We start from the raw sequence: 14392 nt of genomic DNA on the forward strand, positions 1-14392 counted from the left end.
TGCCACGCCGCAGATGCGGAAGGCGGCCCCCCGGGCCGCAGTACGAAACCACCCAGAAGTTCGTGACGGAGGCTGAGTAGTGACGACCGTGGTCTCGGCCGCCGAGGAGTTCGTACCGCCGAGTGCGCCGGACTTCTGGCAGCCGCTCGTCGGCGACGGCGCCTTCGCCATCACGCGTTCGATGATCGTGATGGTCCTGGTGACCATCGGTCTCGCGGTCGTCATGATGCTGGCCACGCGTCGCCTGTCGGTGGTCCCCGGGCGCGGGCAGTACCGGCTCGAGGGCGTGTACGGCCTGGTCCGCAACTCGATCGGCCGGGACATCATCGGCTCGGACCACTTCCGGCCCTACGTCCCGCTGCTGTTCACCCTGTTCACGCTCATCCTGGTGAACAACCTGATGGGCATCATCCCGCCCGTCCAGTTCCCCACGATGAGCCGGATCGGCTTCCCCCTCGCCCTGGCGCTCGGGGTCTACGTCGTCTACCTGGTCGCCGGCGTCCGCCGTCGCGGGCTGGGTGGCTTCCTCAAGAACCTGGTGCCCAGCGGTCTGCCCTTCTGGGTGGTCCCGGTCGTCTTCGTCCTGGAGCTGGTGACGTTCCTCGTCACCCGTCCGGTCACGCTCACGCTGCGGCTCTTCGGCAACATGTTCGCGGGCCACATCCTGCTGCTGCTGTTCGCGCTGGGCGGGGAGTACCTGCTGCTCCACGGCGAGGGTCTGCTGAAGCTGGTCTCGATCCCGGCCTTCGTGATGTTCTTCCTGTTCAGCGCGTTCGAGATCCTGATCGCGTTCCTGCAGGCCTACGTCTTCATCCTGCTGGCCTCTGTCTACATCGCAGAGATCTACGCGGACGACCACTGACGTCCGCGGAGCACCGGCTCCGAGCTGTACCACCGATGTGCGCCACCCGGTAGCACAGACCGACTGAGAGGAACGGACACACCCAATGGAAGGCAATCTCGCGATCATCGGCTACGGCCTGTCGGCCATCGGGCCGGGTGTGGGCATCGGCCTGATCTTCGCTGCCTACGTGGCCGGCGTGGCCCGTCAGCCCGAGGTCCGCGGTGTGCTGCAGACCATCGCCATCCTCGGCTTCGTGCTCTGCGAGCAGCTGGCCATCTTCGGCATCGCCCTCGCCTTCGTCTTCTCGGGCTGACCGAGGACCGGAAGGAGCACACGTGATGGGCGCGATCGACAACGCGGCCGACGTCCTGGCCGCCGAGAGCGGCGAGGGCGGCTTCTGGGAGGACGCCTACCCGGTCATCCCGCACCCGGGTGAGCTGATCGTCGGCATCATCTCGTTCGCCATCCTGTACCTCCTCTACAAGCGCTTCGTCGTGCCGCGGCTCGAGGCGATGCTGGCCGAGCGCCAGCGCGCCATCGAGGGCGGCATCGAGCGCGCCGAGGCCATGCAGGCCGAGGCCAAGGCGGCGCTCGAGCAGTACCGCGCGCAGCTGGCCGAGGCCCGCAACGAGGCCGCGCAGATCCGTGACCAGGCCCGCGCCGAGGGTCAGCGGATCCTCGAGGACCTGCGGGCCCAGGCGCAGGAGGAGTCGGCGCGGATCGTCGCCCGTGGCGAGGAGCAGATCGTTGCTGCCCGCCAGCAGGTGGTCAACGAGCTGCGCGGGCAGGTCGGTGGCCTCGCCGTCGAGCTCGCGGGCCGGGTCGTCGGGGAGTCCCTCGCCGACGAGGCCCGCCGGCAGGGGACGGTGGACCGCTTCCTCGACGAGCTCGACCAGATGGCCGCCGGCGCCCCCGACGGTCGGAGCGGCAGCACCGTCGCCGGAGGCACCCGCTGATGGATGCCTCGAGCCGCGCGGCGCTCCTCGCCGCCCGGGAACGGCTGGACGAGCTGACCCGGGACCCCTCCGGGTTCCTGGGCAAGGCCAAGGACAAGCTGACCGGTCAGGCCCGCGCCACCGCCGCCGAGGACCAGCTCGCGCTGGCCGAGGAGCTGTTCGCGGTGGCGCGGCTGCTGGACGCCCAGCCCTCGCTGCGCCGGGCGCTCACCGATCCGTCGGGCAAGCCCGAGGAGCGGGCGGCGCTGGCGCAGCGGCTGTTCGGCAGCCGCCTCTCCGCGGTCGCGCTCGACATCGTCGAGTTCAGCGTCCGGCAGCGCTGGTCGCGGCCGTTCGACCTGATCGAGGCCGCGACGTCCCTGGCCACCGAGGCGGCTCTCGACGCCGCGGGTGCCCGCGGTGAGCTGGACGGCGTGGAGGACGAGCTCTTCCGCTTCGGCCGGATCATCGAGGGCGACCGGGAGCTGTCCCGGATCCTCAGCGACCGCAAGGCCCCGGCCGCGGGCAAGGCGGCGCTGCTCGACCAGCTGCTGTCGGGCCGGGTCAGCCCGGTGACCGAGCTCCTGCTGCGCAACGTGCTCACCACGTCCCACGCCGGTACGGCGGGGGTCGCGGTCGAGCGGCTCTCGGACGTCGCCAGCCGTCGCCGGGGCCAGTACGTGGCCCGGGTGACGACGGCGGCGCCGCTCACCGCAGCCCAGGAGCAGCGCCTGGTCGACGTGCTCACCCGCCTCTACGGGCGGACCATCGGGTTGCAGGTCACCGTCGACCCGACGGTGCTCGGCGGTCTCCTCGTCCAGGTGGGCGACGAGGTCATCGACGGCAGCATCGCCCACCGGCTGGAAGCCGCCCGACGGCAGCTCGCCGGCTGACCCGCCCACCACCACAGATCACGACCCCGCAGGGAAGAGGACTCAGAGCCATGGCCGAGCTGACGATCTCCGCAGAAGAGATCCGCAGTGCCATCCAGAACTACGTCACCGAGTACTCGCCTGACGTGTCCCGCGAAGAGGTCGGGATCGTCACCGAGGCCGGCGACGGCATCGCCCGGGTCGAGGGCCTGCCCTCGGTCATGACCAACGAGCTGCTCGAGTTCGAGAGCGGTGTCCGTGGTCTGGCGCTGAACCTGGACGTCCGCGAGGTCGGTGTGGTCGTCCTGGGTGACTACTCCGGCATCGAGGAGGGCCAGCAGGTGCGGCGCACCGGCGAGGTCCTCTCGGTCCCCGTCGGCGACGGCTACCTCGGCCGCGTCGTGGACCCGCTGGGCAACCCGATCGACGGCGCGGGCCCGATCGAGACCACCGGACGCCGCGCGCTCGAGCTGCAGGCGCCCACGGTGGTCCAGCGGCAGTCGGTGCACGAGCCGCTGCAGACCGGCATCAAGGCCATCGACGCCATGACGCCGATCGGCCGCGGCCAGCGCCAGCTGGTCATCGGTGACCGGCAGACCGGCAAGACCGCGATCGTGACCGACACGATCATCAACCAGAAGGAAGCCTGGGCGACCGGCGACCCGCAGCAGCAGGTGCGCTGCATCTACGTCGCCGTCGGCCAGAAGGGGTCGACGATCGCCGCGATCCGCTCCGCCCTCGAGGACGCCGGCGCGATGGAGTACACGACCATCGTCGCCGCCCCGGCATCCGAGGCCGCCGGCTTCAAGTACATCGCCCCCTACACCGGCTCGGCCATCGGCCAGCACTGGATGTACGAGGGCAAGCACGTCCTCATCGTCTTCGACGACCTGTCCAAGCAGGCCGAGGCCTACCGCGCCGTCTCCCTGCTGCTGCGCCGCCCGCCGGGCCGCGAGGCCTACCCGGGCGACGTCTTCTACCTCCACTCCCGCCTGCTGGAGCGCTGCGCGAAGCTCTCCGACGAGCTCGGCGCGGGCTCGATGACCGGCCTGCCGCTCATCGAGACCAAGGGCAACGACGTGTCGGCCTACATCCCGACCAACGTCATCTCGATCACCGACGGGCAGATCTTCCTCGAGACGGGTCTGTTCAACTCCGGTGTCCGCCCCGCCATCAACGTCGGCATCTCGGTGTCCCGAGTGGGTGGGTCCGCCCAGATCAAGGCGATGAAGTCGGTCGCCGGCCGCCTGCGCCTGGACCTGGCCCAGTACCGCGAGCTCGAGGCGTTCGCCTCGTTCTCCTCCGACCTGGACGCCTCCAGCCGCGCGACGCTGGAGCGCGGTCAGCGCCTGGTCGAGCTGCTCAAGCAGGGCCAGTACTCGCCGTACTCCGTGGAGCGCGAGGTCGTCTCGCTGTGGCTCGGCACCACCGGCAAGCTCGACGTCGTCCCGGTGAGCGACGTGCGCCGCTTCGAGTCGGAGTTCCTCGACTACGTGTCCCGGAGCCACGGCGGCATCTTCGACACCATCCGGACGTCGAAGAAGCTCGAGGACGACACGGTGCGGAACCTGGAGCAGGCGGTCGACGCCTTCTACGGCCAGTTCACCACCGGCGACGGTGAGTCGCTCAAGGTGAACGAGCCCGAGGTCGAGGCCATGGACGCCTCGGAGCGGGGTCAGGAGCGCGTCCAGGTCAAGAAGAAGGGCTGAGGCGATGGCTGCCTCTCTCCGCGCGCTGCGGCGCCGCATCCGCTCCACGCAGTCGACGAAGAAGATCTTCTCGGCGCAGGAGCTGATCGCCGGTGCCCGCATCGTGCGCGCCCAGGCCCGGGTGGAGGCGTCCAAGCCCTACGCCCGGGAGATCACCCGCGTCCTGTCGGCGCTGGCGTCCTCGGCGTCCCTGGACCACCCGCTCCTGACCGAGCGGGAGAGCGCGCGGCGGGCCGCCGTCCTGGTGATCACCTCCGACCGCGGTTTCGCCGGCTCGTACAACGTCAACGTGCTCCGGCGGACCGAGGAGCTGCTCTCCCTGCTCCGGCAGGAGGGCAAGGAGCCGGTCCTCTACGTCGTCGGCCGGAAGGGGGAGACCTACTACTCCTTCCGCAACCGCGAGATGGCTGACACCTTCACGGGCTTCTCCGAGCAGCCCAAGTACTCCGACGCCCAGAGCGTGGGCGAGGAGCTGATCGCGGCCTTCACCGCCGGTCAGGACGACGACGAGAGCGGGTCGGGCGCCGACGGCGTCCTCGGGGTCGACGAGCTGCACATCGTCTACACCGAGTTCCGCTCCCTGCTCTCGCAGATCCCCGTCGCCAAGCGGATGGCTCCGCTGGAGGTCGAGGAGGTCGAGGAGTTCGACTACGAGCGGGAGGACCGGGAGCAGGGCACCGCTGCCGACAACGGTCTCCCGACCGCGTACGAGTTCGAGCCCTCGGCGGAGGGGCTGCTCGACGCGCTGCTGCCGAAGTACATCACCACGCGCATCTACGCGGCGATGCTCGAGGCGGCCGCGTCCGAGTCGGCCTCGCGCCGCCGGGCGATGAAGTCGGCGTCCGACAACGCCGAGGAGCTGGCGAAGAACCTCTCGCGGCAGGCCAACCAGGCCCGCCAGGCGGAGATCACCCAGGAGATCAGCGAGATCGTCGGTGGCGCCGACGCGCTGGTCTCGGCCGGCTCGAACGACTGACCCACCGAACAGCAGACCACCGAGCCCCAGGGCAGGAGAGCAGTACAGATGACCGTCACCGAGGACCGTCCGACCACCTCGCAGACCACCGGCTCCGGCCGCGTCGTGCGGGTCACCGGGCCGGTCGTCGACGTCGAGTTCCCGCGCGACGCGATGCCCGACCTGTTCAACGCCCTGAAGGTCGACGTCACGCTCGCCGACCTCGGCAAGACCCTCACCCTCGAGGTCGCCCAGCACCTGGGTGAGAACGTCGTGCGCACCATCTCGATGGCGCCGACCGACGGTCTCGTCCGCGGCGCCGAGGTCACCGACACCGGGAACCCGATCATGGTCCCCGTCGGCGACGTCACCAAGGGTCACGTCTTCAACGCCCTCGGGGAGTGCCTGGACACCCCCGGCTATGCCGAGGACGCCACCCGCTGGTCCATCCACCGGCACGCGCCGCGGTTCGACCAGCTCGAGGGCCGCACCGAGATGCTGGAGACCGGCATCAAGGTCATCGACCTGCTGACCCCCTACGTGGCCGGCGGGAAGATCGGTCTGTTCGGCGGTGCCGGCGTCGGCAAGACCGTGCTGATCCAGGAGATGATCCGCCGCGTCGCCCAGGAGTTCGGTGGTGTGTCGGTGTTCGCCGGTGTCGGCGAGCGCACCCGTGAGGGCAACGACCTCATCACGGAGATGACCGAGTCCGGCGTCATCGAGTCGACCGCGCTGGTCTTCGGCCAGATGGACGAGCCGCCGGGCACCCGCCTGCGCGTCGCCCTCTCGGCCCTGACGATGGCCGAGTACTTCCGCGACGAGCAGAACCAGGACGTGCTGCTCTTCATCGACAACATCTTCCGGTTCACGCAGGCCGGCTCCGAGGTCTCCACGCTGCTGGGCCGCATGCCCTCGGCCGTGGGGTACCAGCCGACCCTGGCCGACGAGATGGGCGAGCTGCAGGAGCGGATCACCTCGACCCGTGGCCGCTCGATCACCTCGCTGCAGGCGATCTACGTGCCCGCCGACGACATCACCGACCCGGCGCCGCACACCACGTTCGCCCACCTCGACGCGACGACCGTGCTCTCGCGGCCGATCTCGGAGAAGGGCATCTACCCGGCCGTGGACCCGCTGGACTCCACCAGCCGGATCCTCGACCCGCAGTACGTGGGCCAGGAGCACTACGACATCGCCCAGCGGGTGAAGCAGGTGCTGCAGCGCTACCAGGAGCTGCAGGACATCATCGCGATCCTCGGCATCGACGAGCTCTCCGAGGAGGACAAGGTCACGGTCAACCGGGCCCGTCGCGTCGAGCGCTTCCTCTCGCAGAACATGTTCGTCGCCGAGGCCTTCACCGGGCAGCCGGGGTCGTTCGTGCCCCTGGCGGAGACCCTCCAGGCGTTCAAGGCCATCACCGAGGGCGAGTACGACAACGTCCCCGAGCAGGCCTTCTTCATGTGCGGTGGCCTCGAGGACCTCGAGAAGAACGCCTCGAAGCTCAAGAAGTAGAAGGACCCCGCTGCCCCCGCGCCGCGCACGCTCGGCGCGGGGCTCTGCAGCGAGGCCACCCCGGGACGTTCCGTCGGCCGGGTCTCCGCGAGGAGGCCCGGCCTTCGGCGATCCGGGGATCTCGTCCGATCGGGTGAATCGGGGCCACCGGCTCTGCGGGCCGGGGGCGGAGCTGTCGACCATTGCTCCAGGCGCGCCCGGGAGACGGGTGCCGGCGCGAGGGGCGAGCGTGGAACGGGACGGCGCGGTACCGCGGTCCGCAGACCGGGTCGCGGACTGGACGTGGCCGCCGCTGGCCCCCGTGGACGTGCGGGTCGCCGACTTCGACACCGAGCGCTGGGCGTCGGCCACCTGCGTGCGCCACCCCTGGGTCCGCGTGGGGCGCTGGACCCTGCCATACCGCCGCGCGGCCTGAAAGAGGGCCACCCTTCCCTCCCATGCCCCGCACGCTCGGCGCGGGCCCCTGAAGGGTGGCCGTTCCAGCTCGTCGCTGCGTGGCTAGAGTGAGGGTTCCGTTCCGTGGACCCCGAGGAGTGTCGTGGCGACCCTGCAGGTCGAGTTGGTGGCCGTCGAGCGCAAGATCTGGTCCGGCGAGGCCACGAGCGTCATCGCCCGCACCACGGAGGGCGAGCTCGGTGTCCTGCCGGGGCACACCCCCCTGCTGGGTCAGCTGGCCGACGGCGGCGTCGTGACGATCCACACCGAGTCCGGCGAGGACATGGTCATCGCCGCCCACGGCGGCTTCCTCTCCGTCACCGAGCGAGGCGTCTCGATCCTCGCCGAGACGGCGGAGATCTCCACGGAGATCGACGTCGAGCGGGCCCGGGAGGCCCTGCGCCGCGCCGAGAGCGAGGGCGACGACCCCGAGGCGGTCGCCGCCGCACGCCGCGCCCAGTCGCGGCTGAGGGCGGCCGGCGCGAGCGACTGACGGGGCCGGCGAGCGCGCGGGATGACCACCGCCCTGTGGGTGCTGATCGGCGTCCTGCTGCTGCTCGTCGTCGTGGTCTTCCTGCTGCGCCGCCGGTTCCTGCTCTCGGGGCTCGGCGCGGTGACGATGTGGCTGCGCCCGGAGGGCGCGCCCCGCTGGTCGGTGGGCGTCGCCTGGTACGGCGGTGACGTCCTGCTCTGGTACCGCGCGCTGTCGCTGTCGGTGCGCCCGCAGCAGCGGCTGACCCGCGCCGGGTTCCGCGTGCTGGCCCAGCGCCCGCCCGGGCGGGATGACCTCGCGCTGCCCGGTGACGTCCACGTCCTGGAGTGCAGCACCGCCCAGGGGCGGCGCGAGCTGGCCATGGACCGCTCGACGGTGACCGGTTTCCTGTCCTGGGTGGAGTCGGCGCCGCCGGGCAGCTGAGGCCGCCGGGCTCAGCCGTCCCGGCGAGCGGCCGCGCGCTGGGCGTGGACGCCGCTGTGCGCGCCGGGCTCCCAGAGGATGTCGCCGCCGGGGTTGGCGACCCGCCCGAGGATGAACACCAGGTCCGACAGGCGGTTCAGGTAGCGGGCCGTCTCCGGGTTGGTGCGCTCGGCGTCGCTCTCTAGCAGCGCCCAGACGCTGCGCTCGGCCCGGCGGACGATCACCCGCACCTGGTGCAGCAGCGCCGCGAGCGGGGTGCCGCCGGGGAGGATGAAGCTGTCGAGCTTGGGCAGCGTCTCGTTGTAGGCGTCGCAGGCCGCCTCGAGCCGCTCGGTGTAGGCGGCCGTCACCCGCAGCGGCGGGTACTCCGGCTCCGGGACGATCGGCGTGCACAGGTCGGCGCCCACGTCGAACAGGTCGTTCTGGATGCTGCGGAGCAGGTCGGCCAGCGACGGCTCGGGGGCGCCGAGGGCGATCGCGACGCCGATCGCGCTGTTGGCCTCGTCCACGTCGGCGTAGGCGACGAGCCGCGCGTCGGTCTTGGCCACCCGGCTCATGTTGCCCAGGTGGGTCTGACCGGCGTCGCCGGTCTTCGTGTAGATGCGGGTGAGCCGGACCGTCATGCCCGAAGCCTAGGAGAAGGACCCTCCTGCCCCCCACTCCTCGCTGCGCTCGGAGCGGGTCCCTGCAGGAGGGCCGTTCCAGCGCGTCACGGGGCGCGCGGCGGGTTCGTGCAGCGGGGCCGTCGCCAGATGCGGTCCGCCGTAGGCTGCCCCGGTGGAGTGCTTCGAGGTGGCCGGGGGAGCGAGGCTCGCGGGCCGGGTGCGGGTCACCGGTGCCAAGAACAGCGCGTTGAAGCTGATGGCGGCGACGCTGCTCGCCTCCGGGCGGTCGACGATCGACGAGGTCCCCGACATCCTCGACGTCGCCATCATGGGCGAGGTGCTGCGCCGGCTGGGCTGCGCCGTCTCCTACGAGCGGACCCCCGGCAGCGGGGGTGGCGGCCGGCTGACCATCGACGTCCCGGAGGCGCCCTCCACCGAGACCGACTACGACCTGGTCCGCCGCATGCGCGCCTCGATCAGCGTGCTGGGCCCGCTGGTCGCCCGCTGCGGCAGCGCGCGCGTGGCGCTCCCGGGCGGGGACGCCATCGGCTCGCGCGGACTGGACATGCACATCTCCGGCCTGGAGCGGCTGGGCGCCACCATCATCAGCGAGCACGGCTTCCTCGTCGCGACCGCCCCGCGGCTGACCGGCACCTCGATCTGGCTGGACTTCCCCTCGGTCGGTGCCACGGAGAACCTCGTCATGGCGGCGGTCCTCGCCAGGGGCACCACGGTCGTCGACAACGCGGCGCGCGAGCCCGAGATCGTCGACCTCTGCCGGATGCTGGGCGAGATGGGGGCCCGCATCGAGGGCGCCGGGACCTCCACGATCACCGTCGAGGGCGTGGACGCGCTGCAGCCGGTCGAGTACACGACGGTCCCCGACCGCATCGTGACCGGCACCTGGGCCATCGGCGCGGTGATGACCCGGGGGGACGTCGTCATCGAGCGGGGCGTCGCCGAGCACCTCACGGTGGCCCTGGACAAGCTGACCGACGCCGGGGCCGTCGTCGAGTCGCTGCCCGACGGCCTCCGGGTGGCCATGGAGGGCCGCCCGCGCTGCGTCGACGTCGTCACCCTGCCCTTCCCCGGGTTCCCGACCGACCTGCAGCCGATGGCGGTGGCGCTGGCCGCGGTCTCCACCGGGACCGCGCTGATCACGGAGAACGTGTTCGAGGGCCGGTTCATGTTCGTCAACGAGCTCGTGCGGCTGGGGGCCGACGTCCGCATCGACGGGCACCACGCCGTGGTCCGCGGCCGCGAGCGGTTCTCCAGCGCTCCCGTGCTGGCCACCGACATCCGCGCCGGAGCCGGGCTCGTGCTGGCCGGCCTGTGCTCCGACGGGGTGACGGAGGTGCAGGACGTGCACCACGTCGACCGCGGCTACCCCGACTTCGTCGACCAGCTCCGTGGCCTGGGCGCCGACGTCCGGCGCACGGAGCGCCCGGACTAGGGCGGCCCGCCGCCGAACGACGCGGCCAGCTGCCGCGCACGGTCGGCGTCCTCCGGGAACACCAGCACCTCGGCGCGGTAGGCCTCCGGGAAGCGCACCGTGGACCGGATCCCGGCGTCGGACAGCACCGCCCGCAGGGCCAGGGCCGACTCGCGGCGGCTCAGCGTGGCCACGTGGGTGAGCAGCCCGTCCTCGATCGGCCCGCCGCGCCGGCGCCCGCCGTCGCTGCCGAAGGCCCAGCGGGTGAAGAGCGCCAGCAGCGCGAACGCCGCCAGGGCCACCACCGGCCCCCCGGCGTGCAGCAGGCTGTCCGCGACCGCCACGGCTCTCCTCCTCCCGGGTTCACCCTTGGCGAGTGTCCCACCGCACACCTTCCCGGGCGGGGCTGCTACCGGCGGGTAACCGCCCTACACTCCGCCGGTATGCCGTTCCCGCAGAAGCCGACGGAGCGCGACCGACCCTGGGTCATGCGCACCTACGCCGGCCACTCCTCGCCGGCCGAGTCCAACGCCCTCTACCGCCGCAACCTGGCGAAGGGCCAGACCGGTCTCTCGGTGGCCTTCGACCTGCCGACGCAGACCGGCTACGACCCCGACGACGAGCTCGCCCGCGGGGAGGTCGGGAAGGTCGGCGTGCCGGTGACCCACATCGGTGACATGCGTGCCCTCTTCGACGGCATCCCGCTCGACGAGATGAACACGTCCATGACGATCAACGCCACCGCCATGTGGCTGCTCGCGCTCTACCAGGCGGTCGCCGAGGAGCAGGGGCACGACGTCGCCACGCTGGCCGGGACGACGCAGAACGACATCATCAAGGAGTACCTCTCGCGGGGGACCTACGTCTTCCCGCCGGCGCCCTCGATGCGGCTGATCACCGACATGGTCGCCTACACGGTGACGGCGATGCCCAAGTGGAACCCGATCAACATCTGCAGCTACCACCTGCAGGAGGCCGGGGCCACGCCGGTGCAGGAGATCGCCTACGCCATGAGCACGGCGATCGCGGTCCTGGACTCCGTGCGCGACTCCGGCCAGGTGCCGGAGGAGCGCTTCGGCGAGGTCGTCGCGCGCATCTCCTTCTTCGTCAACGCCGGGGTCCGGTTCGTCGAGGAGATGTGCAAGATGCGGGCCTTCACCCAGCTCTGGGACGAGCTGACCGAGGAGCGCTACGGCGTGCAGGACCCCAAGCACCGCCGCTTCCGCTACGGCGTCCAGGTCAACTCCCTGGGCCTCACCGAGGCGCAGCCGGAGAACAACGTCCAGCGCATCGTCCTCGAGATGCTCGCCGTGACCCTGTCCAAGGACGCCCGCGCCCGCGCCGTGCAGCTGCCGGCGTGGAACGAGGCACTCGGGCTGCCCCGGCCGTGGGACCAGCAGTGGTCGCTGCGGCTGCAGCAGGTGCTCGCCTACGAGACCGACCTGCTGGAGTACGACGACCTGTTCACCGGCTCGGTCGTCGTCGAGAAGAAGGTGGCCGAGCTCGTCGATGGCGCCCGCGCCGAGATCGCCCGTGTGCAGCAGATGGGCGGGGCCGTCGCGGCCGTCGAGTCCGGCTACATGAAGGGCGAGCTGGTGGCCTCCCTGGCCGAGCGCCGGCGCCGGATGGAGAGCGGCGAGGACGTCGTCGTCGGCGTCAACAGGTTCGACACCACCGAGCCGAACCCGCTGACCGCCGACCTCGACGCCGCCATCATGGTCGTGGACCCGGCGGTCGAGAACGCCGCGCAGGAGGCCGTCCGGAAGTGGCGGGCCGAGCGGGACCAGGAGGCGGCCGACAAGGCCCTGGACGCCCTCCGTGAGGCCGCGTCCTCCGACGTGAACCTGATGCCGGCCACCCTCGACTGCGCCCGCGCCGGCGTGACCACAGGGGAGTGGGCCGGCGTGCTGCGCGAGGTCTTCGGGGAGTACCGGGCCCCCACCGGCGTCGCCGCCGCCAGCGGGGGCGGGGAGGCCGACGAGGCCCTCACCGAGGTCCGGGAGCGGGTGCGCGCCACCGGTGCGGAGCTCGGTGGCCGGCTGCGCTTCCTCGTCGGCAAGCCGGGGCTCGACGGCCACTCCAACGGCGCCGAGCAGATCGCCGTGCGCGCCCGCGACGCCGGGTTCGAGGTGATCTACCAGGGCATCCGGCTGACGCCGGCCCAGATCGTGAGCGCCGCCGTGGAGGAGGACGTGCACGTCGTCGGCCTGTCGGTGCTCTCCGGCTCCCACCTGCAGGTGGTGCCGGCGGTCCTGCAGGGGCTCCGCGAGGCCGGGCTGGACGACGTGCCGGTCGTGGTCGGCGGGATCATCCCCGACAGCGACGCCCGGCGGCTGCGCGAGCAGGGCGTGGCCCGCGTCTTCACCCCGAAGGACTTCGGGTTGAACGACATCATGGGGCAGGTCGTCGACGTGGTCCGCGAGGCCAACGGCCTCCCGGACCGGGTCCCCGCCCCGGCGTGACCACCGGGCCGAACCGGACGTCGACGCCGGGGGAGAACAGGACGCTGTCCGGCGGGCCCGGCAGGTCGGCCAGGCCGGCGGCGGCGAGCAGGGAGTCGTCGAGCTCGGCGACCTCCGCCCGGTGCAGCGGCCACTCCGGGTGCTCGTTGGGCCAGTACGCCGGACCGCCTCGTCCGGGCCGGTGCAGCCCCCACCGGGCGGTCAGGAAGTGCTCCAACGGGCCCGGCCGGTCCAGCCGGCGGCCCACGTCGACGGTGAGCGTGCTGCGCGCACCGGCGGGGCCGGGCCAGCGCCGGCGGCAGCGGTAGGTGACGCGGTCGCCGGCGCGGTCGATCCGCATGTGCGACCACGCGTACGGCAGCCGTGCCACCCAGCGCGCGGTCACCACGGGGAGCAGGCGCTCGGCGTCCAGCGACCGGAAGACGACGCCCCGCCGGCCCTGGGCGTCCACCGAGTAGAGCCGCACGTTCGTCTCGGCGAACGAGCCGAGGTAGGGGATGCCCGGCGTCCCGAACAGCCCGATCCGCACCATGCGGAACGGGATGAGCCCGACGTAGGTGGCGCCGTCCAGCACGTCGGGGCGGGTCCCGGCCGGGAGCAGCGGAGCGACCCGCGCGGGGTCCACCGCCCAGTGGAGGAACGCGACGTCGCGCCAGCCCTGGGTGAACACGGTACGGCCGGCCGGTCGCGGCGCGGTCGGGCTGAGCGGTTCGACGTCGGGCACGGACCCAGCGTCCCCCCTCGCGCGGCGATCGTCGTTGCCGACCGGGGCCGGGCATGGTGGGGTCGGGGCATGGCTGACGGTGCACCCCGGGTCGAGCGCGACGGCGACGTCGTCCGCATCACGATGACGCGCGCGGGGAAGCGCAACGCGCTCTCCCGCGAGCACCTCACGCAGCTGCTCGCCGCGGTCACCGAGGCGGGCGAGAGCGACGCCGCGGCCGTCGTGCTCGGCGCCGAGGGTCCGGTGTTCAGCGCGGGCCACGACTTCGCCGACGTCGCCGGGGCCTCGCTGCCCGAGGTGCGCAGCCTGCTGCAGCTGTGCACCGAGCTGATGCAGACCGTCCAAGACGTGCCGCAGGTCGTCGTGGCGCGGGTGCACGCCCTCGCGACGGCGGCCGGCTGCCAGCTGGTGGCCTCGTGCGACCTCGCCGTCGCCGCAGAATCCGCGGGCTTCGCCGCCCCCGGCGGCAAGGGCGGCTGGTTCTGCCACACGCCCATGGTGGCGATCGCCCGCAACGTCGGCCGCAAGCGCGCCATGGAGCTGGCGCTGACCGGCGACGTCATCGACGCCGCGACGGCGCTGGACTGGGGGCTGGTGAACCGCGTGGTGCCCGACGCCGAGCTGGACGCCGCCGTCGACGAGCTGGTGGAGCGGGCCACCCGTGGCTCGCGGGCGAGCAAGGCCTGGGGCAAGCAGACGATGTACGCCCAGCTGGACCGCCCCGAGCGCGACGCCTACGCGACCGCGATCGAGGTCATGGCGGCGGCGAGCCAGCTGCCCGGCGCGCGCGAGGGCATGGCCTCCTTCCTGGAGAAGCGCCGCCCCGTCTGGCCGGACTGAAGAAGGACCACGGTGAAGCCGGCCACAGCGCGGAATGCGCGGGCGCCGGGAAGCCCTGACCCACGCGTGCAGAACATCTGGTGCCTGACGCGGCGGCGGACCGTCGACTTCGGCCGCGTGACGGTGGACCGCTGTCGGGGCTGACGCGCCC

Annotated in this window: 16 protein-coding genes; 13 read left to right on the forward strand and 3 right to left on the reverse strand. The window is 72.1% G+C overall.

The window, feature by feature from the left end; all coding sequences use genetic code 11:
• The first annotated feature begins 79 nt into the window (after positions 1–79).
• From atpB to ACI792_RS08145, 10 genes are all read left to right on the forward strand, one after another.
• The gene (gene atpB, locus ACI792_RS08100; protein WP_456602141.1) at positions 80–862 is read left to right on the forward strand and encodes a F0F1 ATP synthase subunit A; all 783 of its coding nucleotides are present in this window, start codon (positions 80–82) and stop codon (positions 860–862) included.
• 85 nt (positions 863–947) lie between these two features.
• The gene (locus ACI792_RS08105; protein ID WP_456579164.1) at positions 948–1157 is read left to right on the forward strand and encodes a F0F1 ATP synthase subunit C; all 210 of its coding nucleotides are present in this window, start codon (positions 948–950) and stop codon (positions 1155–1157) included.
• A 25-nt stretch (positions 1158–1182) separates the two neighbouring features.
• Entirely contained in the window at positions 1183–1800 is a 618-nt protein-coding gene (locus tag ACI792_RS08110; RefSeq protein WP_456602142.1) for a F0F1 ATP synthase subunit B, read from the forward strand.
• Positions 1800–2672: a F0F1 ATP synthase subunit delta gene (locus ACI792_RS08115; RefSeq protein ID WP_456602143.1), complete on the forward strand. Its 873-nt coding sequence runs from the start codon at positions 1800–1802 to the stop codon at positions 2670–2672. The genes ACI792_RS08110 and ACI792_RS08115 overlap by 1 nt, the downstream gene beginning before the upstream one ends.
• A gap of 50 nt (positions 2673–2722) precedes the next feature.
• Complete coding sequence (gene atpA, locus ACI792_RS08120) at positions 2723–4360, forward strand: F0F1 ATP synthase subunit alpha (protein WP_456602144.1); 1638 nt, start codon at positions 2723–2725, stop codon at positions 4358–4360.
• 4 nt (positions 4361–4364) lie between these two features.
• Positions 4365–5336 (forward strand): F0F1 ATP synthase subunit gamma, encoded by a 972-nt coding sequence (locus tag ACI792_RS08125; RefSeq protein WP_456602145.1) that lies wholly within the window; start codon positions 4365–4367, stop codon positions 5334–5336.
• Between the two features lie 48 nt (positions 5337–5384).
• Entirely contained in the window at positions 5385–6827 is a 1443-nt protein-coding gene (atpD, locus tag ACI792_RS08130) for a F0F1 ATP synthase subunit beta (RefSeq protein WP_456579159.1), read from the forward strand.
• Positions 6828–7056: 229 nt separating this feature from the next.
• Positions 7057–7242: a hypothetical protein gene (locus ACI792_RS08135; RefSeq protein WP_456602146.1), complete on the forward strand. Its 186-nt coding sequence runs from the start codon at positions 7057–7059 to the stop codon at positions 7240–7242.
• Positions 7243–7365: 123 nt separating this feature from the next.
• The gene (locus tag ACI792_RS08140) at positions 7366–7755 is read left to right on the forward strand and encodes a F0F1 ATP synthase subunit epsilon (protein WP_456579157.1); all 390 of its coding nucleotides are present in this window, start codon (positions 7366–7368) and stop codon (positions 7753–7755) included.
• Between the two features lie 21 nt (positions 7756–7776).
• Positions 7777–8178: a DUF2550 domain-containing protein gene (locus tag ACI792_RS08145; protein WP_456579156.1), complete on the forward strand. Its 402-nt coding sequence runs from the start codon at positions 7777–7779 to the stop codon at positions 8176–8178.
• An 11-nt stretch (positions 8179–8189) separates the two neighbouring features.
• On the opposite strand, the gene ACI792_RS08150 is transcribed toward ACI792_RS08145, so the two are convergent.
• Positions 8190–8801: a cob(I)yrinic acid a,c-diamide adenosyltransferase gene (locus ACI792_RS08150; protein WP_456602147.1), complete on the reverse strand. Its 612-nt coding sequence runs from the start codon at positions 8799–8801 to the stop codon at positions 8190–8192.
• Positions 8802–8955: 154 nt separating this feature from the next.
• Here ACI792_RS08150 and murA point away from each other — a divergent pair, with 154 nt between their 5' ends.
• Complete coding sequence (gene murA, locus ACI792_RS08155; protein WP_456602148.1) at positions 8956–10236, forward strand: UDP-N-acetylglucosamine 1-carboxyvinyltransferase; 1281 nt, start codon at positions 8956–8958, stop codon at positions 10234–10236.
• Here murA and ACI792_RS08160 read toward each other — a convergent pair.
• Positions 10233–10559, reverse strand: a complete 327-nt coding sequence (locus tag ACI792_RS08160; protein WP_456602149.1) for a hypothetical protein — start codon at positions 10557–10559, stop codon at positions 10233–10235. The genes murA and ACI792_RS08160 overlap by 4 nt on opposite strands.
• Positions 10560–10658: 99 nt before the next feature.
• Between ACI792_RS08160 and ACI792_RS08165 the strand changes: the two genes are divergently transcribed.
• On the forward strand, positions 10659–12677 hold the full coding sequence (locus tag ACI792_RS08165) for a protein meaA (RefSeq protein ID WP_456602150.1): 2019 nt from the start codon (positions 10659–10661) through the stop codon (positions 12675–12677).
• On the opposite strand, the gene ACI792_RS08170 is transcribed toward ACI792_RS08165, so the two are convergent.
• Positions 12607–13401: a YqjF family protein gene (locus tag ACI792_RS08170; protein WP_456602151.1), complete on the reverse strand. Its 795-nt coding sequence runs from the start codon at positions 13399–13401 to the stop codon at positions 12607–12609. The genes ACI792_RS08165 and ACI792_RS08170 overlap by 71 nt on opposite strands.
• A 69-nt stretch (positions 13402–13470) precedes the next feature.
• Between ACI792_RS08170 and ACI792_RS08175 the strand changes: the two genes are divergently transcribed.
• Positions 13471–14241 (forward strand): enoyl-CoA hydratase-related protein, encoded by a 771-nt coding sequence (locus ACI792_RS08175; protein WP_456602152.1) that lies wholly within the window; start codon positions 13471–13473, stop codon positions 14239–14241.
• Positions 14242–14392 lie beyond the last annotated feature (151 nt).

The sequence above is a fragment of the Blastococcus sp. SYSU DS0669 genome, from assembly GCF_054050895.1.